This is a genomic window from Streptomyces sp. Alt3, from assembly GCF_030719215.1.
Taxonomy (GTDB): domain Bacteria; phylum Actinomycetota; class Actinomycetes; order Streptomycetales; family Streptomycetaceae; genus Streptomyces; species Streptomyces glycanivorans.
In genome coordinates this window covers 4,759,784-4,783,413 of the sequence record NZ_CP120983.1, presented here as the reverse complement: position 1 = coordinate 4,783,413, position 23,630 = coordinate 4,759,784, and the positions used below count along the sequence as shown (strand labels likewise).

Here is a 23,630-nt window from a genome sequence, read left to right as displayed (position 1 = left end):
CGCGGTGGTGGTCGCGTGTCGTGAGCCTCTTCGCTGCCATACTTACGTTGCCGTAGGTTACGGAAGCGTAGCCCACTCATACCGTCATATTTTTCCTCACCTCACAGGGGACTCCCCAATGCCCACCAGCCCCGAAGTGATCGACGACGGCCTGCCCACGGCGGCAGGCGGCCCAGCGGCCCCCTCGGCCACGCTGGGCGGCGACAAGAAGCGCTCGGTCGAGCAGCTCGCGCTGCTGCTGTTCATCGTGGTGCCGTTCGCGGCCCTGGTCGCGGCGGTGCCGCTGGCCTGGGGCCGCGGTGTCAGCTGGCTCGACCTGGGTCTCCTGGTGGTCATGTACTACTGGGGCTGCCACGGCGTGACGATCGGGTTCCACCGCTACTTCACGCACGGCTCCTTCAAGGCGAACCGCGCCCTGCGCCTCACCCTGGCCGTCGCCGGCTCGATGGCGGTCGAGGGCCCGCTGGTGCGCTGGGTGGCCGACCACCGCAAGCACCACCGGTTCTCCGACGCCGAGGGCGACCCGCACTCGCCGTGGAGGTTCGGCGAGAACCTCCCCGCACTGATGAAGGGCCTTTGGTGGGCCCACATCGGCTGGATGTTCAACGAGGAGCAGACGCCGCAGCAGAAGTACGCCCCCGACCTGGTCAGGGACCCGGCGATCCGCGCGATCTCGCGTCACTTCCTCAGCTTCACGATCCTCTCGCTGGCGATCCCCCCGCTGGTCGGCGGCCTGGTCACCATGTCGTGGTGGGGGGCGTTCACCGCCTTCTTCTGGGGTTCGCTGGTCCGTGTCGCGCTGCTGCACCACGTGACCTGGTCGATCAACTCGATCTGTCACGCGGTCGGCAAGCGGCCCTTCAAGTCCCGTGACAGGTCCGGCAACGTGTGGTGGCTGGCGGTGCTCTCGTGCGGCGAGTCCTGGCACAACCTGCACCACGCGGACCCCACGAGCGCGCGTCACGGGGTGATGCGGGGGCAGATCGACTCCAGCGCCCGGCTGATCCGCTGGTTCGAGAAGCTGGGCTGGGCGCACGACGTCCGGTGGCCCGACGCCTCGCGTATCGCCTCCCGGCGCAAGCCCGCGGCCGCCGACCCTGCATGATTGACGACGTGGCGACCGACGGAAGCACCAGCGGCGAGAAGAGCATGCCCGCACCGACCCGACGGGCCCGGCGGGTCCGGATGACGGGTAAGGAGCGCCGCGAGCAACTGCTGGACATCGGGCGCACCCTGTTCGCCGACAAGGGCTTCGAGGGCACCTCCGTGGAGGAGATCGCGGCGCGCGCCGGAGTCTCCAAGCCGGTGGTGTACGAGCACTTCGGCGGTAAGGAGGGCCTGTACGCCGTCGTGGTCGACCGTGAGATGCGTCAGCTGCTGGACCTGGTCACGGGGGCGCTCACCGCCGGTCATCCGCGTGAGCTGCTGGAGCAGGCGGCGTTCGCGCTGCTCGACTACATCGAGACGTACACGGACGGTTTCCGGATCCTGGTCCGTGACTCCCCGGTCGCACAGTCCACGGGCACCTTCGCGTCGCTGATCAGCGACATCGCCACGCAGGTCGAGGACATCCTGGGCCTGGAGTTCAAGGCCCGGGGCTTCGACCCGAAGCTGGCCCCGCTGTACGCCCAGGCCCTGGTCGGGATGGTGGCGCTGACCGGCCAGTGGTGGCTGGACGTGCGGAAGCCGAAGAAGGCCGAGGTGGCCGCCCATCTGGTGAATCTGGCGTGGCACGGGCTGGAGAACCTGGAGTCGAAGCCGCGCCTGATAGGGCACCGGAAGAACTGAGCCCGGCCGCGGTGCACGCGTGATCACTCGTTGTGATGACGGAGCGGCGGACCGGACCCTACTGTGGTGGAGCAGGACCAGAATCCCGTCCATGGGAGGAATCATGACCGCCGAGCCGATCACCGGGCACAGCAGCCGCTGGCCGGTGCCCCCGCAGGACGGATACACCGTGGACGACCTGTTCACGCTGCCCGATCTCCCGCCGCACACGGAATTGCTCGACGGGAGCCTGGTTTTTGTGAGTCCGCAGCGCATCTTTCACAGCCGGATGATCGACCTGCTGACGTACGGGTTGCGCAGCGGTGCGCCACGCGACTTGAAGATCGTCAGGGAGATGACCGTCGTCCTCGACCGGCGCAACGCGCCCGAGCCGGATGTCTGCGTCGTGCGGGCCGAGGCTGTCACCGGGCGGGAGCTGACCCGTTTCGAGGCGGCGGACGTGCTCCTCGCCGTCGAGGTGGTCTCCCCCGACTCCGAGGCCCGCGACCGTGACACCAAGCCGCAGAAGTACGCCGCGGCGGGCATCCCGAACTTCTGGCTGGTCGAGATGGCCGGGAGCGACCGGCATCCGGTGGTGCGGGTCTACGAACTGGACCCCGTGAACAAGGCGTACGCCCTGACGGGCATCCATCACGACCGGCTGAAGACCGGGGTCCCGTTCCCCGTGGATCTCGACATCTCGCCGGAGGCCCTGGACGCGTTGTGACGCCCGGCCGCGGCGGTCACCCGGCGGTGCGGGTGACGGCGAAGATCCGGCGGAACGGGAAGACCGTGCCGTGCGGGCCCGCCGGGTAGGCGGTGCGCAGCAGGTCGCGGTACTCGGTGAGGAAGGCGTCGCGGGCCTCGGGGTCGTCGGCGAGGGCGTCGAGGACGGGGCGCAGGCCGGTGCCCTTGACCCAGTCGAGGACGGGGTCCTCGCCCTGGAGGAGGTGCAGGTAGGTGGTCTCCCAGACGTCGGCGGTGCGCCCGGGCGCGGTGAGCTGCTCCAGGTAGTGCGACGGGGTGTGTACGGCGTCTCCGTGACGCAGGAGGCCTCCGAGGCGGTCGTGCCAGCGGGGGGATTCGGCGAGTTCCCGCATGAGGGTGTGGCTGGGGGCGTCGAAGTTGCCGGGGACCTGGAAGGCGAGGGTTCCGCCGGGGGTGAGGGCGTCCAGCCAGTGGGGGAAGCGGGCGGTGTGGCCCGGGACCCACTGGAGGAGAGCGTTGGAGACGATGAGGTCGTAGGTCTCGGTGGGTGTCCAGGTGCCGGCGTCGGCCTCGGCGAAGTCGAGGAGGGGGCCGGTGTGGGTGCGGGCACGTTCGAGCATCTGGGGTGAGCTGTCGTATCCCGTGACGCGGGCGGCGGGCCAGCGCTCGCCGAGGAGCGCGGTGACGTTGCCGGCGCCGCACCCGAGGTCGGCGATGCGGGGTGCCGGTTCGTGCGGCAGGGGCCCGATGCGGGCCAGGAGGTCGTGGAAGGGCCGGGTGCGGTGGTCGGCGTGGCGAAGGTACTGCTGCGGGTCCCAGGTGGGTGCGGTCATGGGGTCAGGATCACCACGAGGGTATCTTGATGTCAAGACACTTGAATTCAAGAGACTTCATGTCGAGGGACCCTCTACACTGATCGACATGGAGGACGAGGTCGACCGACTGGTCGCTGCATGGCGCCGCGAGCGCCCCGACCTCGATGTGGAACCACTCGAGGTCCTGAGCCGCGTCTCCCGCCTGGCCCGGCATCTGGACAGGGCCCGCAGGATCGCTTTCGCCGAGCACCAGCTGGAGCCCTGGGAATTCGACGTCCTGACGTCGCTGCGCCGCGCCGGAGCCCCGTACCAGCTCTCCCCCGGCCAGTTGCTCACGCAGACGCTGGTCACCTCGGGCACGATGACCAACCGCATCGACCGTCTGACGAAGAAGAACCTGGTCGAACGGCTGCCCGACCCGAACGACCGCCGCGGCGTCCTGGTCCGGCTGACCGACCTGGGCCGCGACAAGGCCGACCAGTCGCTGGCCGGGCTGCTCGACCAGGAGCGCGCCATCCTGGGCGAGCTCTCCCGCCGGCAGCGGGCCGAACTCGCCGGACTGCTACGCCAGCTGACCGCCCCGTTCGACAACATCCCCGGTTAGCGAGGCTGGTCCCACCCCGGCCCGCCGGGCCAGCGCCACGGCGGCCAGGGTCGAGTGCACGCCCAGCTTCCCCAGCACGTTCTGCATGTGCGTGCGCACCGTGTGCGGGGACAGGAAGAGCCGCTCCGCGACCGCCTTCCGGCCCAGACCCGCCACCATGCAGCGCAGGACCTCACGCTCGCGGGGCGTCAGAGACTCGACGAGCTGCTCGCTCTCGGTGCGGTGCCTGCGGGCGGTTGTCAGCTCCCGCAGCACACCCGTCAGCAGGGCCGCCGGCAGATGCGTCTCGTCGCGCAGCACGCCCCGTATGACGGTCAGCAGACGCTGCAACGAGCAGTCCTTGGCCACCCAGCCCGAGGCCCCGGCATGCAGGGCGGCCGCGGCCCTGCGCGGATCGTCCCTCTCGGCGAGCACCACCGTCCGGATGTGCGGCTGCCCCGATCGCACCCCGGCGACCAGCGAGATGCCGTCGACCGGGCCGGCGGCCTGTACGCCCTCCGGTGCGCCGCGCGGCGCGGGAACGGTGCGGGCACCGCCCTGGGCGAGTATGCCCAGGTCGGCGTCGACCAGCATCACGTCGTAGCGGCGCCCCTCGGCGGCCGCACGCTCCAGACACCGCTGCGCGGCGGGACCACTGCCCGCCGCGGACACTTCGACGTCCGGTTCGGCCGCGAGCGCCGCGGCGAGGGACTCGGCAAAGATGCGGTGGTCGTCGACCACCAGAACCCGGATACGCGCCACAGACACCCCCATGCTGTGTGAACTCCTGGGGCGCCCCGTACATGGCCGGCCCCGGCGGGGACGGACCGCGACGGACACGACACCCGGAGCGCTCCGGTGAACCGCCTGCGCACGGCCGCCGCCGTGTGCCGGCCGCCACCCGCCCCGGGTGTCGTATCCGACTGTCTCGTCCCCTGAAACGACACCGGCCCCCACCGGTGCTGAGCATCAGCGTACGGGGGGCGGTGGGTGCCGGAAGGGGATTCGCAGAACTGACCACCCGACGTGTTTAGGGTGTTGTTCATGTTCCGTCTTGAGACCGAAGTGGACAAGGAACGTCGTATTCTGCTGGGCCGTCGGCTGCACGCCGACAACTGGGACGGTTCACCGGAGCTGCGTGCCCTGCACTCCACCTCCGCCGAGCACGAAGTCCCGCTGGACGTCTGGCTCCTGGACGACGCGGGCGGGCTGGCCGCCGGGCTGAGCGGGCGGACCTGGGCCTACTGGCTCCATGTGGACCTGCTCTGGGTCGACGGCCGCCACCGCGGCCTCGGCCTCGGCTCGCGGCTCCTCGCCGAGGCGGAGCGCCTCGCCCGCGACGACCGGGCCTGTACCCGCTCCCGGCTGGAGACCTGGGGCTTCCAGGCCCCGGACTTCTACCGGAAGCAGGGGTACGAGGTGGTCGGTGAGATCGAGGACTACCCGCCCGGCGTCGCGGAGTTCATCCTGGTCAAGCAGCTGGAGCGACCCGCCGGCCCCCCGCCGAAGGCACCGCGGGGAAGACTCCCGGGGTGGCGTGCCCGGCTACGGAGAAGGCCTCCGTGACGGCCTTGGCGACGGTGTCGGCCGTCGCCTCCTCCACCAGGACGATCGCCGAGCCGCCGAAGCCGCCGCCGGTCATCCGGGCCCCGAGCGCCCCGGCCGCGTTCGCCGCCGAGACCACGAGGTCCAGCTCCTGGCACGAGACCCGCAGATCGTCGCGCAGTGAGGCGTGGCCCTCGTTGAGGACCGGGCCCGCCGCGCGCACGTCGCCCGCGTCGAGCAGCGCGATGATCTGCTCGACACGGTGGTTGTCGCTCACCACATGGCGGACGTACCGCACGACCGACTCGTCCTCGCCGGCCGCCGCGAGGGTCTCCAGCGCGGTGCCCAGGTCCTCGAACGGGAGGTCGCGCAGCATGTCGATCCCGAGCGCCCGGGCTCCCGCCTCGCAGCCTGCCCGGCGCTCCGCGTACGCGCCGTCGCCGAGGGCGTGCTTGACGCGGGTGTCGACGACGAGCAGCTGCAGCCCGTGCGCGGCGAGGTCGAAGGGGACCTGGCGCTGGGTGAGATCGCGGGTGTCGAGGTACAGCGCGTGGCCCTCGGTGCAGCACGCCGAGGCCATCTGGTCCATGATCCCGCAGGGCACGCCGACGAAGTCGTTCTCGGCGCGCTGGCCGAGCACGGCGACCTCCGGGGCGCTGAGGCCCAGCTCGAAGAGGTCGTTCAGGGCGAGCGCGGTGACGACCTCCAGGGCGGCCGAGGAGGAGAGACCGGCGCCGACCGGCACCGTGGAGGTGAGCTGGATGTCCGCGCCGGTGACCGCGTGGCCGGCCTCGCGGAGCGCCCAGACGACACCCGCGGGGTAGGCGGCCCAGCCGTGGCCGGAGTGCGGGGTGAGTTCGTCCACACGCAGGGAGACGACCCCGCCCGGCACGTCGGTGGAGTGCAGGCGCAGCTGTCCGTCCGTGCGGCGGGCGACGGCGGCGCGGGCGTGGTGCGGGAGGGCGAGCGGCATGACGAAGCCACCGTTGAAGTCGGTGTACTCACCGATCAGGTTCACTCGTCCGGGTGCTGCCCATATCCCCTCGGGGGCGGTCCCGTACAACTCGGTGAAGGAGGCGGTCAGCTCGGCGTTGTCGGTCATGGTGCGGTGGGTTCCTCTCGGCGGGCGAACGTCCACGCGTCGGCGACGATGGCGGCCAGGTCGGGGCGCGACGGCTGCCAGCCGAGCCGCTTCCTGGCGGTGTCGGCGGAGGCGACGAGGACGGCCGGGTCGCCGCCGCGACGGGGTGCGGCGACCTCGGGGACCGGGTGGCCGGTGACCTGGCGGACGGTCTCGATGACCTCGCGCACGGAGAAGCCGTTGCCGTTGCCGAGGTTGCAGATGAGGTGCTCGCCCGCGGTGGCCGCGTCCAGGGCCAGCAGGTGGGCCTCTGCGAGGTCGGCGACGTGGATGTAGTCGCGTACGCAGGTACCGTCCGGTGTCGGGTAGTCGTCGCCGTAGACGGAGATGGACGCGCGCTGTCCGAGGGCGACCTGGAGGACCAGCGGGATGAGGTGCGACTCGGGGTCGTGGCGCTCGCCGCTGTTGCCGTAGGCGCCCGCGACGTTGAAGTACCGCAGCGAGACGGCGGCCAGCCCGTGCGCGGCCGCCTCACCGCTGATCATGTGGTCGACGGCGAGCTTGGAGGCGCCGTAGGGGTTGGTCGGGGCGGTCGGGTCGGTCTCCGTGATGGGGCTGGAGACGGGCTCGCCGTAGGTCGCCGCGGTGGAGGAGAAGACGAGCGTCCGCACACCCGCGTCGCGCATGGCGGCGAGCAGGGAGGTGGTGCCGCCGACGTTGTTCACCCAGTACTTCTCGGGATCGACGACGGACTCGCCGACCTGGGAGAACGCGGCGAAGTGCAGCACGCCGTCGTAGGAGGGGTCCAGCCACTCGGCGGCGTCCTGGATGCGGCCCTCGAAGAACTCCGCCCCCTGGGGGACGCCCTCACGGAAGCCCGTCGACAGGTCGTCGAGGACGGTGACGGTGTGTCCCGCCTCCAGCAGGTGTGCCGTCACGACACTGCCGACGTATCCCGCGCCGCCCGTCACCAGGTACTTCTTCGCGGTGTTGCTCACTCGCTCGCTACCTCTCGCAGTCGCTGGGCCGCGGCCTCCGGCGGCACGTCGTTGATGAACACGTTCATGCCTGACTCGGAGCCCGCGAGGAACTTCAGTTTGCCGGAGGTCCGCCGGATGGTGAAAAGCTCGAGATGCAGCGCGAACTCCTCACGGCCGGGGGCCCGGAAGGGCGCCTGGTGCCAGGCCGAGATGTACGGCGTCGGCGGCTCCCCGGGCCCGAAGATCCGGTCGAATCGCCTCAAGAGTTCCAGATAGACCTGTGGGAACTCCGTGCGTGCTGCCTCGTCGAGTTCCCGCAGGTCCGCGACGCGGCGGCGCGGGTGGAGGTGGACCTCGTAGGGCCAGTGCGCGGCGTACGGCACGAAGGCGACCCAGTGCTCGCCCTCCAGGACCACGCGCTCCCCGTCGGCGAGTTCCCGTGCGACGACGTCGTCGAAGAGGTTCCGGCCGGTCTCGGCGCGGTGGGTCTCCATCGAGCGGAGCATCTGCTCGGTTCGCGGGGTGACGAAGGGGTAGCCGTAGATCTGTCCGTGCGGGTGGCCGAGGGTGACGCCGATCTCGGCGCCCCGGTTCTCGAAACAGAACACCTGGGCGACCTGCGGAAGCTCGGCGAGGTCGGCCGTCCTGTCGGTCCACGCCTCCAGGACCAGGGCCGCCTGGTCCTCGGTGAGACCGGCGAAGGACACGTCGTGGTCGGAGGTGAAGCAGACGACCTCGCAGCGGCCGGAGTCACCGGCGAGGGAGGGGAAGCGGTTCTCGAAGACGGCGACGTCGTAGTCGGTGTCGGGGATCTCGCTGTGGCGGCCCTCCCGCGAGGGGCAGAGCGGGCACTCGTCGGCCGGCGGGTGGTAGGTGCGCCCCTGCCGGTGCGAGGCGATGGCCACCGAGTCGCCGAGCAGGGGATCGCGGCGGATCTCCGAGGACGTCGAGACGGCGTCCAGCGGCCGCGGATCGACGGCGTCGCGGACTGTGTCGTCCGCGGAGTCGTAGTAGATCAGCTCGCGGCCGTCGGCGAGGGTCGTAACCGTCTTCTTCACCAGGCTCCTCCATGTGAGGCCCTCTAAACAGAACCGAACATAACAAATCACAAGTCAACACAGTGCGTCAATGCCGCTGAGTCCTGTGGGCACCCCACCCTCACGGAGGGCCAGACTCGGACATTTCAACTCGTCCGATCACGATCAAACAAAGAACGCCACTCGAACTGTTCAGTTTCTGAACACAAAGGCGTAGGTTCCCTCGGGTTCAGTTCGCGCAACGAAGCGAGTACCCCCCATGCAATATCTGGCCGAAGGGCTCCGGCTCCCCACGAACGGGCTCGACTACACAATTCTGGCGATCTACTTCGTCGTGGTGCTCGGCATCGGCTTCGCCGCCCGGGCCAGCGTGAAGACGAGTCTCGACTTCTCCTCTCCGGACGTTCACTGCCCGCCTGGGTGACCGGCCTGGCCTTCGTCGCGGCGAACCTCGGTGCCACCGAGATCCTCGGCATGGCGGCCACCGGCGCGCAGTACGGCGTCGCGGTCGTGCACTGGTACTGGATCGGCGCCATCCCCGCCATGGTCTTCCTCGGCCTGGTGATGATGCCCTTCTACTACCGGTCGAAGGTCCGCTCCGTGCCGGAGTTCCTGCTCCAGCGCTTCGACAGGTCGGCCCACCTGCTGAGCTCCATACTCTTCGCCTTCGCGGCGATCCTGATCGCGGGCGTGAACCTCTACGCCCTGTCGATCGTCGTGGAGGCGCTGCTGGGCTGGGACCGCTGGATCGCGATCGTCGTCGCCGGCGTCTTCGTCCTGCTCTACATCACCATCGGAGGACTCTCCTCCGCGATCTACAACGAGGTGCTGCAGTTCTTCGTCATCCTCGCCGCGCTGATCCCTCTCACCATCCTGGGCCTCAAGCGTGTCGGCGGCTGGGACGGCCTCAGCGGCTCGCTGGAGAAGCAGCACGGCGCGGACTTCATGTCCGCCTGGGGCGGCACCGGCATCGGTGACGTCAACCCGCTCGGCGCCAACTGGCTGACGATCATCCTCGGGCTGGGCTTCGTGCTCTCCTTCGGCTACTGGACCACCAACTTCGCCGAGGTGCAGCGCGCCCTGTCGGCGAAGAACCTGTCCGCCGCGAAGCGCACCCCGCTGATCGCCGCCTTCCCGAAGATCTTCATCGTGTTCGTGGTGATGATCCCGGGCCTGGTCGCCGCTGTCGTCGTCCCGAACATCGGGTCGAAGGAGTCGGGCCTCACGTACAACGACGCCATCCCGCTGCTGATGCGGGAACTGCTCCCCAACGGTGTGCTCGGTATCGCGGTGACCGGTCTGCTGGCCGCGTTCATGGCCGGTATGGCGGCCAACGTGTCGTCGTTCAACACGGTGTTCACCACGGACATCTGGCAGCGCCACGTGAAGAAGGACCAGTCGGACGAGTACTACCTGCGCTTCGGCCGGGTGATCACCGCGGTGGGTGTGCTGGCCTCGATCGGCACGGCGTTCATCGCCGCCAGCTTCTCCAACATCATGACGTACCTGCAGACGCTGTTCTCGTTCTTCAACGTCCCGATGTTCGTCGTCTTCATCATCGGCATGTTCTGGAAGCGCGCCTCCATGAAGTCCGGCGTCTGGGGCCTCGTCGCCGGCACCACGGCCGCGATGGTGAACTACTTCGTCTTCTACGAGCAGGGCATCATCGACATCCCGTCCGACCAGGGCGCCAACTTCGTCTCCGCCATCGTCGGATTCGTGGCCGGCGCGGTCGTCATGGTCGTCGTCACCCTCTTCACCGCTCCGAAGCCCGACGCCGAACTGGCCGGTCTGGTCTACGGGACGGAGTCCCCGGACGCCGACGAGGCACCGGACGAGGGTGACAGCGCCTGGTACCGCAAGCCCGCCCTGCTCGGCTGGGGCGCCATCGTCCTCGCCGCCCTCTGCTACCTGCCCTACTCGCTCTGATCGGAGGCACTCACCATGTCCGACCTGCACAAGGAAGTCTCCGAACTGGAGCGCACGTCCGCGACCGCGGCCCGGCTCTTCGACATCCGGCGGATCATCGGCGGTCTCTTCGTGGTCTACGGAGTGATCGTCACCATCGCCGGGATCAACCCCTCCGAAGCCGACCTGAAGAAGGCCGAGGGCATCCACATCAACCTGTGGACGGGCCTGGCCATGCTGGCGCTCGGGCTCTTCTTCCTGATCTGGATGAAGCTGCGCCCGGTCCAGGTGGCCCAGGAGACCCCCGGCACGCCGGAGAGCTGACCGGCGCCACCACCCCGCGGGGGCCGGACGATCACGCGTTCACGCGAGGCCGTCCGGCCCCTGCGGCGTTCCCGCCGCCGCCCGGTCGAGCAGCCCCGTGCGGGCGGCGAGTGCGGCGGCCTCCAGCCGGGAGCCGACGCCCAGCTTCATCAGCACCCGCTGCACATGCGTACGCGCGGTGCTCGGCGCGATGCCCATGCCGGCCGCGATCAGCCGGGTGTCCTCACCCTCGGCGACCCTGACCAGCACCTCGACCTCACGCGGGGTCAGCATCCTCAGCAGCCGCTGCCCTTCGTCGTCCGGCTGGACCGCAGGGTGCAGCAGCTCGGCGAACGCGCCCCGCAGGAGCTGCGGGGCCACCGCGACCTCTCCCGCACGGGCCTTGACCATGGCGCGCTCCACGCCCTCTATGCGTTCGTCGTGGCGCACGTAGCCGGCCGCTCCCGCGGCGAAGGCGGCGGCGATCCCGCGCGGGTTCGGCACCGGGCCGAGCACCACCACGGCCACCTGGGGGCGCTCCCGTCCGATCCTCGTGATCGGGTCGAACGCCCCGGGTTCGGCGGGCGCGGCCGTGCCGAACAGGCAGACCTCCGGCGCCCTGCTGATCACCAGTTCCGCTGCACCGGACGTCGGCGCGGCCGCCGCGAGCACCCGGTGTCCGCGCAATTTCAGTGCCGAGGCGAGTGCCTCGGCGAGCAGACGGTGGTCATCGACCACCATGAGCCGCACGCCCATCGGAAAAAGCCCCCATGTGTACAGCGCTGTACCGCTGCGTGTCCCTGAACAGGCCCCCCGGCCCCTCTGACCCGGCAAGCTACACGCTTGTTCGACGCCATGCGCCCATTACCGGGCAGGAGCCCCCCGGATTGCCGAATTCTGCGTCGTTCAGGGCCGGGTGCACGTCGGAAAACGACCGGCCCTGCCGGTCGATGATCAACCAGCAGGGCCGTCACGGATGACCCGGGAACGGGCCGGGCGGGTCAGTCGGTGCTGAAGGAGACGACGAGGAACTGCTTGTCGTCCAGCGAACTGGACTTGCTGGGCTCGCTGACCATCTTCTCGGAGATGAACAGCCGCCCCTTCTCGTAGATGAACTCGGCGTAGTCCACGGAGAAGCTGGTCTCCGCTTCGCGCACCGCCTCGTCGTCCGGGTTCACCATCAGCACGGTCTCCTTGAAGGTGGAGCCGTCGATGGACACGATCTGACCGCCCTTGTCGTACGGGGGCCGCTTGTAGGCGATGACGTTCGTGCCGTCCATCCGCAGCGGGGTCAGCGTGTAGCGGTCGCCCGCGTCCGCCCTTCCGCCGACGAGCTTGCCGGTGGTGAGGTCGAACGCGACGATCTCGTTGGTGTCGCCGTACTCGCCGCCGCCCTCGTGCTCCTCGGTCGGCACGTAGATCCGGTTGTTGCCGACGGCCAGGGAGCCGCACTGCTCGACCTCGGTGGAGCCGCAGTCCGCGGCGTACTTGTCCGCGTCGGCCGAGATGCGGACGATGAGCTTGCCGGTGGCCGCGTCGATGGAGAAGAAGTCCGAGATGCTGCTGCCGTCACCCGCGGTGTCACCGACATCGGCCGCGACGACGAGCGGCTTGGTGGAGACGATGCTCGCGTACTCGACGCCGGGCGGCATGGAGTAGGAGGAGAGGGGCGCGCCGGTGGACGGGTCCAGCGCCTGGATCGTCAGCTGGGGGTCGTCGTAACTGCCGCACTTGCGGACCACCGCGAGAGCCTCGCCGCCGCCGTAGCCCATGTCGTAGCAGTTGTTGGTGTCGGCCTTGGGCTTCCAGAGCTCGGCTCCGTCGGCGAGGTTGAACGCGGCGCCGCCGCTGGTGCCGCCCGCGGCGACGGTGGAACCGCTGAGCGTGACCTCGCCGAACCTGACGGGCCGGTCACCGCTGGACGCCGAGGTGACGGACTTGCTCCACATGAGCTTGCCGGTGGCGAGGTCGAGCGCGCCGACCTGGTTGCACGAGGGGTACTTGTCCGAGGCGCTCGGCTTGCCCTCCTCGAAGGCGATGGCGGTCTTGTAGTCCTTGCTCATGTGCCGGGACGCGGCGCAGACCTGGCCCTTCAGCGGGATCGACCAGACCTTGGTGCCCTTGGCGAGGTCGTAGCCCACGACCTCGTACGCGCCGGTCTTCACGTACACCTTGTCCGTGGCCCAGGAGCTGGCCACGACCGTGGTGTCGGTGACCTTGGGGTGGGGCAGCTGGAAGGCGACCTTGGCCTTGGTGTCGGACGGGGCCTTCTCGGTACCGCCGGCCAGGCCGTCGCCCTCGCCGCCCTTGTCCTCGCCGCCGTTCGTCCCGGCCGAGGCCGCCTCGTCCTTCTTGCCGCCCTCGTCACCGCTGCTGGAGGCGTAGAAGACCCCGCCGCCGACGATCAGCACCACGGCGACGGCCGCGGCGACGATGATCTGCATCCGGGTGCTGAACTTCTTGCCGCCGCCGGGCTGCTGGGGCGCGCCGTACTGCGGCTGCATCGGTGCGGTCGGGTAGCCGTACCCCTGCTGCGGGTGCATGCCGGGCTGTCCGGGCGGCGGTCCCTGCGGGAAGCCGTAGCCGGGCTGGGTCGGCGGCTGCCCCGGGGGCGGGGTCTGCGGGTAGCCGTACCCCGGGTTCTGCGGCGGCGGGGCCCCGTAGCCACCGGCGGGCGGAGGCGGAGGCGAACCGTAGCCGCCCGCGGGCGGGGTGGGCGGGCTGCCGTAGCCACCGGCAGGCGGGGTGGGCGGGCTGCCGTAGCCGCCCGCCGGCGGGGTGGGCGGCGTGGCCGGGGGCTGCTTGGCGAGCGGGTCGGCGGGCGGCGGGGTGGGTGCGCCGAATCCGCCGGGCGGCGTGTCCTGCGGGGAGCCGAAACCGCCCTGGGGCGGCTCGTTGGGGGGCTGGGGCGGCTGGGTCATGGCGTACGTACCTCTGCGGGGTCTGAGGAGAAAGGGCTGCGGTTGCCGTGGTCGGCCGTCACTTGCCGAAGGCCATCATGGTCGTCTGCTCCTTCTCCTCCTCGTCGTTGCTCGCGCTGACGCGATCGCTGACGATGAAGGAACGGCCGCCCGCGTAGACGATCTTCGACGAGAAGAAGTTCTCGATCCGGGTCGTCGAGTCCGGGTGCTGGAGCAGCACCTTCGGTGCGCCACCGGTGGGTGCGATCGTGGCGATCGCCCCGCCCTTGTCGTACGAGGGCTCCAGGTAGACCAGGACGTTGCCGCCCTCCATGCGCAGCGGCTTCATGGTGCGTTCGGCGGGCGCCGCGGACTTCCACTTGGTCTTGCCGGTGTTCAGGTCGAACGCGATGACCTTGTTCGTGCGGCCGGAGCCGCTGGTGTCGTCCTCGGTCATCATGTAGAAGGTGTTGGCGTCGGCGGCGATGCCGCTGCAGCCTTCGAGCTTCTCCCCGAAAATGGCGAAGTCGCTTCCGCAGTCGACGGAGGGGTTGTCCCCCTTGTCACTGATCAGCTGGGACCTGAGCGTCCCGTTCTCCTTGAGCGCGAGGATGCCCCACTTCTTCTCCTCGCGCTGGGTGAGCGAGACGACGAGGGGGTTCACCGAGTAGACCTTCTCGACCTCCCAGCCCCGCTTGGGCTGGTACGACCACTTGGCCTTGCCGGTGGTCGGGTCGATCTCCTGGATCTGGTGCTGGGGGTTGTTCACGTCGTCGGTGCGGCAACTGGTGGCGGCGATGAGCTTGGGGCCGCCGGCGAAGGCGAACGGCTTGCAGTTGCCCGACGGATTGCCGAACAGCTCCTTGCCGTCGCTGACCCGGTAGGCGTTGGAGTTGCTGGTGCGGCCGACGGTCACGGTGTCACCGCTGATCGCGAGACCGATGTCGGACATCAGGTCCCAGGTGCCGTTCTTCTTGACCGACGTCTTCCAGCCGGCCTTGCCGGTGTTGAGGTCGATCATCTGCAGATCGGCGCAGTCGGCCTTCTCCGTGGTGCCGTTCATCACGCCGATGACGATCTTGCCGTCGGCCGTGGGGTTCCCGGGCGCCGCGCACATGTCGGCGGGCAGCGGCAGGCTCCACTTCTGCTTGCCGTCGGCCACCGAGTAGCCGTTGACCGAGCGGTACATGCCCTTGACGATCGTGTCGCCGACGATCCACGGGCCGTAGACGTCCTTGCCGTTGCGCGGCAGGTCGACGTCGTTCTTCGTCAGCCAGAGGACCTTCGCCTCGCCGTCCTTGCGCCCGGCGTTGAGGTCGTCGTTCACCTCACGGCCGTCGCCCTTGCCGTCGCCCTGGTCGACCTCGGCCGACTCGCTCGGGTCCACGGGGGCGCCGCTGGTCTTGGCGACGGGGTCCTTCTTGTCGTCGTCGCCGCTCGTGAGGAGGAAGATGCCACCGCCGACGACGAGGAGCGCGGCGAGCGCCGCACCGATGACGACGGCGGGCTTGCCCTTGAAGGGGCCGCCGCCGGAACCGCCGGGCGCGGGAGCGCCGGGGTACTGCTGCTGCGGGTAGCCGTAACCGGGCTGCTGGCCGTAGGGGCCGGGCTGCTGGCCGTAGGGCCCGGGCTGCTGCGCGTACGGACCGGACGGGGCGCCGTACGGGCCGGGTTGCTGGGCGTACGGGCCGGGTGCCGCCTGGCCGGGCGCCTGGGGGTAGCCGTAACCGGGCTGTGCCCCGGGTGCCTGCGGGTAGCCGTAGCCCGGCTGCGCCGGGGGCGTCTGCGGAGCACCGGCGGGCGGCGTCTGCGGAGGGGCGGGCGGCATCTGCGGCGGAGTCGGCGGCTGGGACGGCTGGGGAGTGCCCTGCGGTTCCTGCGGAGCCCCGAAGCCCCCCTGCGGCGGTTGCTGGCTGGGCGGCTGGGTCATCAGCACGTCCCCCTTCGTGCGGTCCGGTGCCCGTTCCGGTCTCCCCCGCGATTCCGCTGGGCTCAGAGGATCAGGTGCAAGAAATCTCTGAATTCCCCCCGGAAAGGAGCGAATCGGGCATGGCTTCCGCGGCGTTACGACAGTCGAGCGGGGCTTCTTTGTACCACCCGCACCACACCCGGCAGCGGTTCGGTCCATGCCCTGTTCCCAAGGGAGGACCGGGCCGTGATGCCGTCGTTACGCGCCTGTCGTGGCCATGCGGGGCGCTCGCTCCCGATGCTCCGTCAACTGTGCCCGAGCGGGGCGACTTTCACGGAACCCTCGCAGTCACCCCGCCATTCACCGACGAACAGCACCCCGGGCCCCGCCTCCTCCGCCTCCCCACCGATCCGCCGCGGGAGGAGGAGGGAACGTTCGTAGCGGCAGGTGACCTTCGGCAGAAGGAGGGAGGTCTCGGTCCCGGCCGCCGGCCCCGGATGCTTCATCAGGGTCGTGCACGCCCCGTCAGGCGTCCTCGGCCAGCTCCAGCCAGCGCATCTCCAGCACGTCCCGCTCCGCGACCAGTTCACGCAGCTCGGCGTCGAGCTTGGCGACCTTCTCGAAGTCGGTGGCGTTGTCGGCGATCTGCGCGTGCAGCGACGTCTCCTTCGTCGACATCTTCTCCAGCTGCCGCTCGACCTTCTGCAGCTCCTTCTTCGCGGCGCGCGCCGCCTGCGGCGAGACGGTCTCGACCGGCGCCGCCTTGGGCGCCGAGGACCCCGCGAAGGACGCGGGCGTCGCCGTCTCCTCCATCCGCTGCCTGCGCTCGATGTACTCGTCGATGCCGCGCGGCAGCATCCGCAGCGCGCGGTCGCCGAGGAGCGCCATCACCTTGTCCGTGGTGCGCTCGATGAAGAACCGGTCGTGGGAGATCACGATCATCGATCCGGGCCAGCCGTCGAGGAGGTCCTCCAGCTGGGTCAGCGTCTCGATGTCCAGGTCGTTGGTGGGCTCGTCGAGGAAGAGGACGTTGGGCTCGTCCATCAGGAGACGCAGGATCTGCAGACGCCGCCGCTCACCACCGGACAGGTCGCCGACCGGGGTCCACTGCTTCTCCTTGGCGAAGCCGAACTGCTCGCAGAGCTGTCCGGCCGTCATCTCACGGCCCTTGCCGAGATCGACGCGGTCGCGCACCTGCTGGACGGCTTCGAGCACCCGCAGGTTCTTGTCGAGCTCCGTGACCTCCTGGGAGAGGTAGGCGAGCTTGACCGTCTTGCCGACGACGACCTTCCCCTCGGCGGGCTGTACGTCGCCCTGGCTGCGGGACGCCTCGGCGAGCGCACGCAGCAGCGAGGTCTTGCCCGCGCCGTTCACGCCGACCAGACCGATGCGGTCGCCGGGGCCCAGCTGCCAGGTGAGGTGGGTGAGCAGGGTCTTGGGACCGGCCTGGACGGTCACGTCCTCCAGGTCGAAGACGGTCTTGCCGAGCCGCGCGTTGGCGAACTTCATGAGCTCGCTCGTGTCGCGCGGGGGCGGCACGTCGGCGATCAGTTCGTTGGCGGCCTCGATGCGGTAGCGCGGCTTGGACGTCCGGGCGGGGGCACCGCGCCGCAGCCAGGCCAGCTCCTTGCGCATCAGGTTCTGCCGCTTGGACTCCTCGGTCGCGGCGATGCGCTCCCGCTCCGCCCGGGCGAACACGTAGTCGCTGTAGCCGCCCTCGTACTCATGGACCGAGCCGCGCTGGACGTCCCACATGCGGGTGCAGACCTGGTCCAGGAACCACCGGTCGTGGGTGACGCAGACGAGCGCGGAGCGCCGGGCCCGCAGGTGTCCGGCGAGCCAGGAGATCCCCTCGACGTCGAGGTGGTTGGTGGGCTCGTCCAGGACGATCAGGTCCGGCTCGCCGATCAGCAGCTTCGCCAGGGCGATCCGGCGCCGCTCACCGCCGGAGAGCGGGGCGATGACGGTGTCCAGGCCGTGCTCGAAGCCGGGGAGCGCGAGGCCGCCGAAGAGCCCGGTCAGCACGTCGCGGATCTTGGCGCTGCCCGCCCACTCGTGGTCCGCGAGGTCGCCGATCACCTCGTGCCGGATCGTGGCCTTCGGATCCAGCGAGTCGTGCTGCGTGAGGACACCGAGGCGCAGCCCGCCGTTGTGGGTGACCCGGCCGGTGTCCGCGTCCTCCAGCTTGGCGAGCATCCGGATGAGCGTCGTCTTGCCGTCGCCGTTACGGCCGACGACGCCGATCCGGTCGCCCTCGGACACCCCGAGGGATACACCGTCGAGCAGGGCACGGGTGCCGTACACCTTGCTGACCTGCTCGACATTGACCAGATTGACGGCCATTTCACTCCTGCCTCGGGGATCCCTGCGTCGGGGACCGCTCGACGTCCCAGAATAGTCGCCACGCGGGGTGCGATAGCGTGCGGCGATCGATCATGGGGCGTAACCCCAGGTCGGAGCGGTTCGGATCATCTCTGGGGTGGGGACTTCATGATGCGTCGTGCAATACGGGCCCTGCTTCCGGCGGCCCTGACGACGGTGGTGCTGGCCGGCTGTTCGTCGCCGTCCGGCGGCGGGGAGACGGGCAGCGGGAACGGGGACGGTGCTCCTTCGAGGGCCGCGGAGAGCGGTGCCGTGGAGAAGGGTGTCACGCTCGGCGCCCCCGGCTCGGCGTGCGAGCTGCCGGTGACATTCGACCTGGCGGCGGACTGGAAGCCGCAGGCCGTGGAGGTGGATCCCGGCTCCGACTTCGCGGAACTGGGGCAGCAGGGCTCGGCCACGATGGTCTGTGAGATCGACGCCAAGCCGGCCGGGAACATCGGCTACATCCGTGTGTGGCGGGGGGAGGGTTCCGGCACCGCCCCGCGCGCCGCGCTGGAGGACTTCCTGGCCGGCGACCCGAACGCGGCCAAGGCCTCCTACGAGGAGACCGAGGCGGGACGGGTGGCGGCCTCGGAGGTCAGCTACACGGTGCGCTCCGAGCTGACGGAGGAGAAGCCGGAGCGGGCCTTCGCGGTCGCCACCCCGGACGGCCCGGTCGTGGTGCACCTGGGCGGGCTGGACTCCACGGAGCACGAGGAGATGCTCCCGGCGTACGAGCTGGCGAGGAAGACGCTGAAGCTGGGCTGAGAGTCTGCGGCTGAGGGTCTGCGGGAGTCTGCCGGACATCTCCCGTGCGCATACGGTCGCGCCGCGCGAGGGCGGCAGCGCGACCGTACTCGGTTCCCGTACGAGTACCGGGGGTCAGACGACGGTGGCCCCCGGAGCGGGTGACGGCGCCACCCGGGCGCTGCGGCACGTGCCCGACGCCAGCAGGGCGTCGGCGACCTTGCGCGCCGACTCCTCGTCGGCGGTCAGGAACGCCGTGGTCGGCCCGGACCCGGAGACGAGTGCGGCCAGGGCGCCCGCGGCGGTGCCCGCCGCGAGGGTGTCGGCCAGCGAGGGGCGCAGGGAGAGCGCGGCGGCCTGGAGGTCGTTGACGAGGGCGTCCGCGAGCGCGTTGACGTCCCCCTTGCGCAGTGCGGTCAGGAGCGCGGGGGAGGCGGCAGGCTCGGGGACGTCGGTGCCGGCGGTCAGGCGGTCGAACTCGCCGTACACGGCCGGCGTGGAGAGTCCGCCGTCGGCGACGGCGAAGACCCAGTGGAAGGTGCCGCCGACCTCGACCGTGGTCAGCCGCTCGCCCCGGCCGACGCCGAGCGCCGCCCCGCCGACCAGGCTGAACGGCACGTCGCTGCCCAGCTCCGCGCAGATCTCCAGGAGTTCCTCACGGCTCGCGCCGGTGCCCCACAGGGTGTCGCAGGCCAGCAGGGCCGCGGCGCCGTCGGCGCTGCCGCCCGCCATGCCGCCGGCCACGGGGATGTCCTTGGCGATGTGGATGTGCACATCGGGCGCGATGCCGTGCAGGCCGGCCAGGGCGATCGCGGCGCGGGCCGCGAGGTTCGTGGCGTCCAGCGGCACCTGTGCGGCGTCCGGTCCCTCGCAGGTGACGCGCAGGTCGTCGGCCGGGGTGACGGTGACCTCGTCGTACAGGCCGACGGCGAGGAAGACGTTGGCCAGGTCGTGGAAGCCGTCGGGGCGGGGGGCGCCCACCGCGAGCTGCACGTTCACCTTGGCGGGTACGCGGACGGTGACGCTGCGGGTCATGCGGAGGGCTCCGGCTTGTTCTCGGCGATGGCGGCGAACTCCTCGACGGTGAGCGCCTCGCCCCGGGCCTGCGGCGAGATCCCCGCGGCGGTGAGGGCGGCCTCGGCGGCGGGCGCGGAGCCCGCCCAGCCCGACAGGGCCGCGCGCAGCGTCTTGCGGCGCTGGGCGAAGGCGGCGTCCACGACGGCGAAGACCTCGGTCCTGCTCGCGGTCGTGCGGATGGGTTCCGTACGCCGGACCAGGGACACCAGCCCCGAGTCGACGTTGGGCGCGGGCCAGAACACCGTGCGGCCGATCGACCCGGCGCGCTTGACGTCGGCGTACCAGTTGGCCTTGACCGACGGCACGCCGTACACCTTGTTGCCGGGCCTGGCGGCCAGCCGGTCGGCGACCTCGGCCTGCACCATCACGAGCGTCCGCTCGATGCTGGGGAAACGCTCCAGCATGGTGAGCAGGACCGGCACGGCGACGTTGTACGGCAGGTTGGCGACGAGCGCGGTCGGCGCCGGGCCCGGCAGCTCGGTGACGAGCATCGCGTCCGAGTGGACCAGGGCGAAGCGGTCGACGCGCCCGGGCAGCCGGGCGGCGACCGTGGCCGGCAGGGCGCCTGCGAGCACGTCGTCGATCTCCACGGCGACGACCCGGTCTGCGGCCTCCAACAGGGCCAGGGTCAGCGAGCCCAGACCGGGCCCGACCTCGACCACCACGTCGTCGGGCCGCACCTCGGCGGTCCGTACGATCCTGCGGACCGTGTTGGCGTCGATGACGAAGTTCTGGCCGCGCTGCTTGGTGGGGCGTACGCCCAGCGCTGCGGCCAGCTCGCGGATGTCTGCGGGGCCCAGGAGGGCGTCGGGCTCAGTGGTGCTCACCCGTTAAGCCTACGGCCGCCGTGGGGCCCGGGGGCCACGGCCCGGCACGGGCCCGGAGCCGCGTGTCCCACGCCGGACGACGATCTCGTCGCCGTCGTCGAGCCCGGTGGCGGGGGCCGGGGCGACGGTGTCCCGGGCACCGACCGTGACGCCTTCCGCGTCGAGGAGCTCCCCGACGTCGTCGGCGAAGGTGTGCAGGGTGCGCGAGGTCCCGTCGACGCTGACGTGGACGGCCTTGTCCTGGGCGAGGAACACGACGGTCCCGCCGGCCAGGACGGCGACGACCAGGGCGCGCGGAACGATCCGCCGCAGGCTCTCCGGGGCAGCCCGGTGCCGTGGGGCCGCCCGGTGCCCGGCGGGTTCACGGCGCGGGGCGGGCAGCCGGGGCGCCGTCGGGGTGTCGAGGACGGTGGGGTCGTGGACCTGCGGGAAGCCCGGTGGCAACCGGGCGACGATCGTCCGCTCCTCGTGGAGGGAGCGCGGCGGAGCCGGGGGCGGGGCGGGGACCCGCGCCACGGCCCGCGCCGTGCGCCGACTGCCGCGCGGCGCGCGGTGACTGCCCTGCGAATGGCCCACGACGCTCCAGACGTTCCGGCCTGCCGACCCCGTTGCGCGGGCACGATAGCCGAGATTCCGCCACCCCCCGGAGTCGTACGATTACCCCACGTGTCGGGTGGGCCACGCGCGGGCCGACGTGGGCACGGACGTCAGAAGTCGAACGCCCGTGCGGTGTTGTCGTAGACGGCGGCGGCCAGGGTGTCCTCGTCCGTGCCCCGCACCTCGGCCATGGCGCGCAGCGTCACCGGAATCAGGTAAGGCGCGTTGGGCCGGCCGCGGTACGGCGCGGGGGTGAGGAAGGGCGCGTCCGTCTCTACGAGCACGAGCTCGGTGGGGGCGACGGCCAGCGCGTCGCGCAGCGGCTGCGCGTTCTTGAAGGTGACGTTGCCGGCGAAGGACATGAAGTAGCCGGCCGCCGCGCAGATCCGGGCCATCTCGGCGTCCCCGGAGTAGCAGTGGAAGACGGTCCGCTCCGGGGCGCCCGCGTCGGCGAGGACACGCAGCACGTCCGCGTGGGCCTCCCGGTCGTGGATGACCAGGGCCTTGCCGTGCCGCTTGGCGATCTCGATGTGCGCCCGGAAGGACTCCTCCTGGGCGGCGATGCCCTCGGGGCCCGTACGGAAGAAGTCGAGGCCGGTCTCCCCGACCGCGCGTACGTGGGCGAGTGCGGCCAGGGCGTCGATCTCGGCGAGGGCCTCGTCGAGGGCCGCCTTCCCGCCGGGCTCGCGCGCGCCCTGGCGGGCCGTGCCCTCGGGGTCGCCGTGCACGATGCGGGGCGCCTCGTTGGGGTGCAGGGCGACGGAGGCGTGGACGGACGGGTGGGCGGCTGCGGTCTCGGCGGCCCAGTGCGAGCCCTTCACGTCGCAGCCCACCTGGACGACGGTGGTGACGTTGACCGCCGCGGCGCGGGCCAGGCCCTCCTCGACGGTTCCGTCCTGCATGTCCAGGTGGGTGTGCGAATCGGCGACCGGAACCCTGAGGGGTTCGGGGAGCGGCGGGGCTTCGGTACGGCTCATGCCCCCGACTCTACGAGGGCATGAGCTCCCGCTCACCGCCGGTGGAAGGGACGCAGCAGGTCGGACAGGTGCCAGTGGTGTGCCTCGGGTCCGGGGGCGCGGACCGCCGCGACGGCCATCTCCTCGGCCGCCGTCTCCTCGCCGGGCTTCTTCGGTCGTACGGTCTGCTGGGGGCGGAGCAGTTGCTGGACGGTGGAGACCCGGCCGGCCCGCATGATCCGGACCACGTGGCCGCCGCACTTCGCGCAGGTGGGTGTGGACAGCGGCGAGGGCACACGCAGCCCGTCCGCCTTGTAGACCACGTAGGCGTTGCCCGAGTGGTCGACGTGGTGCTCTATGTCGTAGGCCTGTTCCCAGCCGAATCCACACCGCATGCAGGCGAAGGCATACGCCTCGTGCACGGTGGGTGCTGCGATCTCACTCATGCCTGCTCCTCTTGTCCGATGGACAAGCACTCCGGACAAGCACTCCGGATGGTGCGTTCCACCCTCAAGTGGACGCCCTCACCGGCGGCGGGGCACCAGGTCTGCCGAGTGTTGGAACGCTTTTGGCCGATCCGTGGCCGAGGGGCCCGGTTTCCGGCTAGGGCTTTACATTTCAGGCTAGTCCCTTGCCCTGTTCCTGGCCGGTCCGAGCCGCGTTCTTTGCCGCCACCACCGCATCGAAGACCTCGCGCTTGGGCAGCCCCGCCTCGGCCGCGACCGCCGCGATGGCCTCCTTGCGCCGCTCCCCCGCCTCCTCGCGCACCTGCACCCTGCGCACCAGCTCGGCGGGGTCCAGGTTCTCGTTCCCCGAGTCCGTGGCGCCCTCGACGACGACGGTGATCTCACCGCGCACACCCTCGGCCGCCCAGGCGGCCAGATCGCCGAGGGGGCCGCGCTTGACCTCCTCGTACGTCTTGGTCAGTTCCCGGCACACGGCGGCCCTGCGGTCCGCGCCGAACACCTCGGCCATCGCGGCCAGGGTGTCGTCCAGCCGGTGCGGGGCCTCGAAGAAGACCATCGTGCGGCGCTCGTCGGCGACCTCGCGCAGCTTCCCGAGCCGCTCGCCCGCCTTGCGCGGCAGGAAGCCCTCGAAGCAGAAGCGGTCCACGGGCAGGGCGGACAGTGCGAGTGCGGTCAGCACGGCGGAGGGTCCCGGCACGGCGGTGACCTTGATGTCCTGCTCCACGGCGGCGGCGACCAGCCGGTAGCCGGGGTCGGAGACCGACGGCATGCCCGCGTCGGTGACGAGGAGGACCCGCGCCCCGCCGGCCAGCGCCTCGACGAGTTCGGGCGTGCGCGCGGACTCGTTGCCCTCGAAGTAGGACACGACACGCCCCGTCGTGTGGATGCCCAGTGCCTGGGTGAGCCTGCGCAGCCGCCGGGTGTCCTCGGCGGCCACGACGTCGGCCGTCTCCAGTTCCGTGGCGAGCCGTGGCGGGGCGTCCGCCACGTCACCGATGGGGGTCCCTGCGAGTACGAGCGTTCCAGTCGTTCCAGTCACATCGCCCATCCTCCCAGCACGGG

The 23,630-nt window shown here is 70.8% G+C and carries 21 protein-coding genes and 2 pseudogenes; 8 read left to right on the top strand and 15 right to left on the bottom strand.

Annotation, left to right across the window (positions count from 1 at the left end):
* Positions 1-118 precede the first annotated feature (118 nt).
* The 3 genes from P8A20_RS21190 (at position 119) to P8A20_RS21180 (ending at position 2,494) form a co-directional block, all read left to right on the top strand.
* Entirely contained in the window at positions 119-1,105 is a 987-nt protein-coding gene (locus P8A20_RS21190) for an acyl-CoA desaturase (RefSeq protein WP_147963817.1), read from the top strand.
* Positions 1,102-1,788: a TetR/AcrR family transcriptional regulator gene (locus tag P8A20_RS21185; RefSeq protein ID WP_147963818.1), complete on the top strand. Its 687-nt coding sequence runs from the start codon at positions 1,102-1,104 to the stop codon at positions 1,786-1,788. The genes P8A20_RS21190 and P8A20_RS21185 overlap by 4 nt, the downstream gene beginning before the upstream one ends.
* Before the next feature lie 103 nt (positions 1,789-1,891).
* Positions 1,892-2,494, top strand: a complete 603-nt coding sequence (locus P8A20_RS21180) for a Uma2 family endonuclease (protein ID WP_147964147.1) — start codon at positions 1,892-1,894, stop codon at positions 2,492-2,494.
* A gap of 16 nt (positions 2,495-2,510) precedes the next feature.
* On the opposite strand, the gene P8A20_RS21175 is transcribed toward P8A20_RS21180, so the two are convergent.
* Positions 2,511-3,308, bottom strand: a complete 798-nt coding sequence (locus P8A20_RS21175; protein ID WP_147963819.1) for a trans-aconitate 2-methyltransferase — start codon at positions 3,306-3,308, stop codon at positions 2,511-2,513.
* 88 nt (positions 3,309-3,396) lie between these two features.
* Between P8A20_RS21175 and P8A20_RS21170 the strand changes: the two genes are divergently transcribed.
* Complete coding sequence (locus P8A20_RS21170) at positions 3,397-3,894, top strand: MarR family winged helix-turn-helix transcriptional regulator (RefSeq protein WP_147963820.1); 498 nt, start codon at positions 3,397-3,399, stop codon at positions 3,892-3,894.
* Here P8A20_RS21170 and P8A20_RS21165 read toward each other — a convergent pair.
* Positions 3,853-4,647, bottom strand: a complete 795-nt coding sequence (locus tag P8A20_RS21165; protein WP_147963821.1) for a response regulator transcription factor — start codon at positions 4,645-4,647, stop codon at positions 3,853-3,855. The two genes, P8A20_RS21170 and P8A20_RS21165, sit on opposite strands and share 42 nt — an antisense overlap.
* 270 nt (positions 4,648-4,917) lie before the next feature.
* Between P8A20_RS21165 and P8A20_RS21160 the strand changes: the two are divergent.
* Positions 4,918-5,355 (top strand): annotated as a pseudogene (locus tag P8A20_RS21160) (GNAT family N-acetyltransferase); the annotation flags it as partial.
* On the opposite strand, the gene galK reads toward P8A20_RS21160, so the two are convergent.
* Genes galK through galT form a run of 3 tightly spaced genes read right to left on the bottom strand, consistent with a single transcriptional unit; the run spans position 5,345 to position 8,537 of the window.
* The gene (gene galK, locus P8A20_RS21155) at positions 5,345-6,520 is read right to left on the bottom strand and encodes a galactokinase (protein WP_147963823.1); all 1,176 of its coding nucleotides are present in this window, start codon (positions 6,518-6,520) and stop codon (positions 5,345-5,347) included. The pseudogene P8A20_RS21160 and the gene galK sit on opposite strands and share 11 nt — an antisense overlap.
* Positions 6,517-7,497, bottom strand: a complete 981-nt coding sequence (gene galE, locus P8A20_RS21150; protein WP_306104039.1) for a UDP-glucose 4-epimerase GalE — start codon at positions 7,495-7,497, stop codon at positions 6,517-6,519. The genes galK and galE overlap by 4 nt, the downstream gene beginning before the upstream one ends.
* A complete protein-coding gene (galT, locus tag P8A20_RS21145; RefSeq protein ID WP_306104038.1) occupies positions 7,494-8,537 on the bottom strand; it encodes a galactose-1-phosphate uridylyltransferase in 1,044 nt (347 codons plus the stop codon). Before galT ends, galE begins: the two co-directional genes overlap by 4 nt.
* A 238-nt stretch (positions 8,538-8,775) precedes the next feature.
* Here galT and P8A20_RS21140 point away from each other — a divergent pair.
* Both P8A20_RS21140 and P8A20_RS21135 read left to right on the top strand, forming a co-directional pair.
* Positions 8,776-10,445 (top strand): annotated as a pseudogene (locus tag P8A20_RS21140) (sodium:solute symporter family protein).
* A gap of 15 nt (positions 10,446-10,460) precedes the next feature.
* Complete coding sequence (locus P8A20_RS21135) at positions 10,461-10,748, top strand: hypothetical protein (protein ID WP_147963827.1); 288 nt, start codon at positions 10,461-10,463, stop codon at positions 10,746-10,748.
* A gap of 39 nt (positions 10,749-10,787) precedes the next feature.
* On the opposite strand, the gene P8A20_RS21130 is transcribed toward P8A20_RS21135, so the two are convergent.
* The 4 genes from P8A20_RS21130 to P8A20_RS21115 all read right to left on the bottom strand — a co-directional run bounded on the left by P8A20_RS21130 (position 10,788) and on the right by P8A20_RS21115 (position 17,879).
* Positions 10,788-11,483 carry a helix-turn-helix transcriptional regulator gene (locus P8A20_RS21130; RefSeq protein WP_147963828.1) on the bottom strand — a complete coding sequence of 232 codons (696 nt, stop codon included), beginning with the start codon at positions 11,481-11,483 and terminating at the stop codon, positions 10,788-10,790.
* 245 nt (positions 11,484-11,728) lie between these two features.
* Positions 11,729-13,648 carry an outer membrane protein assembly factor BamB family protein gene (locus P8A20_RS21125; RefSeq protein WP_306104037.1) on the bottom strand — a complete coding sequence of 640 codons (1,920 nt, stop codon included), beginning with the start codon at positions 13,646-13,648 and terminating at the stop codon, positions 11,729-11,731.
* A gap of 58 nt (positions 13,649-13,706) precedes the next feature.
* On the bottom strand, positions 13,707-15,557 hold the full coding sequence (locus tag P8A20_RS21120) for an outer membrane protein assembly factor BamB family protein (protein WP_147963829.1): 1,851 nt from the start codon (positions 15,555-15,557) through the stop codon (positions 13,707-13,709).
* Between the two features lie 504 nt (positions 15,558-16,061).
* Positions 16,062-17,879, bottom strand: a complete 1,818-nt coding sequence (locus P8A20_RS21115) for an ABC-F family ATP-binding cassette domain-containing protein (protein ID WP_147963830.1) — start codon at positions 17,877-17,879, stop codon at positions 16,062-16,064.
* A 147-nt stretch (positions 17,880-18,026) separates the two neighbouring features.
* On the opposite strand from P8A20_RS21115, the gene P8A20_RS21110 reads away from it, so the two are divergent.
* A complete protein-coding gene (locus tag P8A20_RS21110; RefSeq protein ID WP_306104036.1) occupies positions 18,027-18,665 on the top strand; it encodes a lipoprotein in 639 nt (212 codons plus the stop codon).
* 114 nt (positions 18,666-18,779) lie between these two features.
* Here P8A20_RS21110 and P8A20_RS21105 read toward each other — a convergent pair whose 3' ends face one another.
* The 6 genes from P8A20_RS21105 to rsmI all read right to left on the bottom strand — a co-directional run bounded on the left by P8A20_RS21105 (position 18,780) and on the right by rsmI (position 23,616).
* Positions 18,780-19,679 carry a 4-(cytidine 5'-diphospho)-2-C-methyl-D-erythritol kinase gene (locus P8A20_RS21105; protein WP_306104035.1) on the bottom strand — a complete coding sequence of 300 codons (900 nt, stop codon included), beginning with the start codon at positions 19,677-19,679 and terminating at the stop codon, positions 18,780-18,782.
* Positions 19,676-20,548 carry a 16S rRNA (adenine(1518)-N(6)/adenine(1519)-N(6))-dimethyltransferase RsmA gene (gene rsmA / locus P8A20_RS21100; RefSeq protein WP_147963833.1) on the bottom strand — a complete coding sequence of 291 codons (873 nt, stop codon included), beginning with the start codon at positions 20,546-20,548 and terminating at the stop codon, positions 19,676-19,678. The genes P8A20_RS21105 and rsmA overlap by 4 nt, the downstream gene beginning before the upstream one ends.
* 9 nt (positions 20,549-20,557) lie before the next feature.
* A complete protein-coding gene (locus P8A20_RS38725) occupies positions 20,558-21,124 on the bottom strand; it encodes a ubiquitin-like domain-containing protein (RefSeq protein ID WP_371606376.1) in 567 nt (188 codons plus the stop codon).
* A 131-nt stretch (positions 21,125-21,255) separates the two neighbouring features.
* Positions 21,256-22,122: a TatD family hydrolase gene (locus tag P8A20_RS21090; protein WP_147963834.1), complete on the bottom strand. Its 867-nt coding sequence runs from the start codon at positions 22,120-22,122 to the stop codon at positions 21,256-21,258.
* Between the two features lie 32 nt (positions 22,123-22,154).
* A complete protein-coding gene (locus P8A20_RS21085; RefSeq protein WP_147963835.1) occupies positions 22,155-22,547 on the bottom strand; it encodes a hypothetical protein in 393 nt (130 codons plus the stop codon).
* A gap of 172 nt (positions 22,548-22,719) precedes the next feature.
* On the bottom strand, positions 22,720-23,616 hold the full coding sequence (gene rsmI, locus P8A20_RS21080) for a 16S rRNA (cytidine(1402)-2'-O)-methyltransferase (RefSeq protein WP_147963836.1): 897 nt from the start codon (positions 23,614-23,616) through the stop codon (positions 22,720-22,722).
* Positions 23,617-23,630 lie beyond the last annotated feature (14 nt).

What these genes read in the sequence shown, in the direction of transcription:
- P8A20_RS21115 (WP_147963830.1), bottom strand. Translation starts at nt 17,879, where the DNA reads ATGGCCGTCAATCTGGTCAATGTCGAGCAGGTCAGCAAGGTGTACGGC.
- P8A20_RS21130 (WP_147963828.1), bottom strand. Translation starts at nt 11,483, where the DNA reads ATGGGCGTGCGGCTCATGGTGGTCGATGACCACCGTCTGCTCGCCGAG.
- P8A20_RS21165 (WP_147963821.1), bottom strand. Translation starts at nt 4,647, where the DNA reads ATGGGGGTGTCTGTGGCGCGTATCCGGGTTCTGGTGGTCGACGACCAC.
- P8A20_RS21175 (WP_147963819.1), bottom strand. Translation starts at nt 3,308, where the DNA reads ATGACCGCACCCACCTGGGACCCGCAGCAGTACCTTCGCCACGCCGAC.
- P8A20_RS21085 (WP_147963835.1), bottom strand. Translation starts at nt 22,547, where the DNA reads ATGAGTGAGATCGCAGCACCCACCGTGCACGAGGCGTATGCCTTCGCC.
- P8A20_RS21105 (WP_306104035.1), bottom strand. Translation starts at nt 19,679, where the DNA reads ATGACCCGCAGCGTCACCGTCCGCGTACCCGCCAAGGTGAACGTGCAG.
- P8A20_RS21125 (WP_306104037.1), bottom strand. Translation starts at nt 13,648, where the DNA reads ATGACCCAGCCGCCCCAGCCCCCCAACGAGCCGCCCCAGGGCGGTTTC.
- P8A20_RS21180 (WP_147964147.1), top strand. Translation starts at nt 1,892, where the DNA reads ATGACCGCCGAGCCGATCACCGGGCACAGCAGCCGCTGGCCGGTGCCC.
- P8A20_RS21120 (WP_147963829.1), bottom strand. Translation starts at nt 15,557, where the DNA reads ATGACCCAGCCGCCCAGCCAGCAACCGCCGCAGGGGGGCTTCGGGGCT.
- rsmI (WP_147963836.1), bottom strand. Translation starts at nt 23,616, where the DNA reads ATGGGCGATGTGACTGGAACGACTGGAACGCTCGTACTCGCAGGGACC.
- P8A20_RS21185 (WP_147963818.1), top strand. Translation starts at nt 1,102, where the DNA reads ATGATTGACGACGTGGCGACCGACGGAAGCACCAGCGGCGAGAAGAGC.
- P8A20_RS21090 (WP_147963834.1), bottom strand. Translation starts at nt 22,122, where the DNA reads ATGAGCCGTACCGAAGCCCCGCCGCTCCCCGAACCCCTCAGGGTTCCG.
- galK (WP_147963823.1), bottom strand. Translation starts at nt 6,520, where the DNA reads ATGACCGACAACGCCGAGCTGACCGCCTCCTTCACCGAGTTGTACGGG.
- P8A20_RS21170 (WP_147963820.1), top strand. Translation starts at nt 3,397, where the DNA reads ATGGAGGACGAGGTCGACCGACTGGTCGCTGCATGGCGCCGCGAGCGC.
- P8A20_RS21135 (WP_147963827.1), top strand. Translation starts at nt 10,461, where the DNA reads ATGTCCGACCTGCACAAGGAAGTCTCCGAACTGGAGCGCACGTCCGCG.
- P8A20_RS21190 (WP_147963817.1), top strand. Translation starts at nt 119, where the DNA reads ATGCCCACCAGCCCCGAAGTGATCGACGACGGCCTGCCCACGGCGGCA.
- P8A20_RS21110 (WP_306104036.1), top strand. Translation starts at nt 18,027, where the DNA reads ATGATGCGTCGTGCAATACGGGCCCTGCTTCCGGCGGCCCTGACGACG.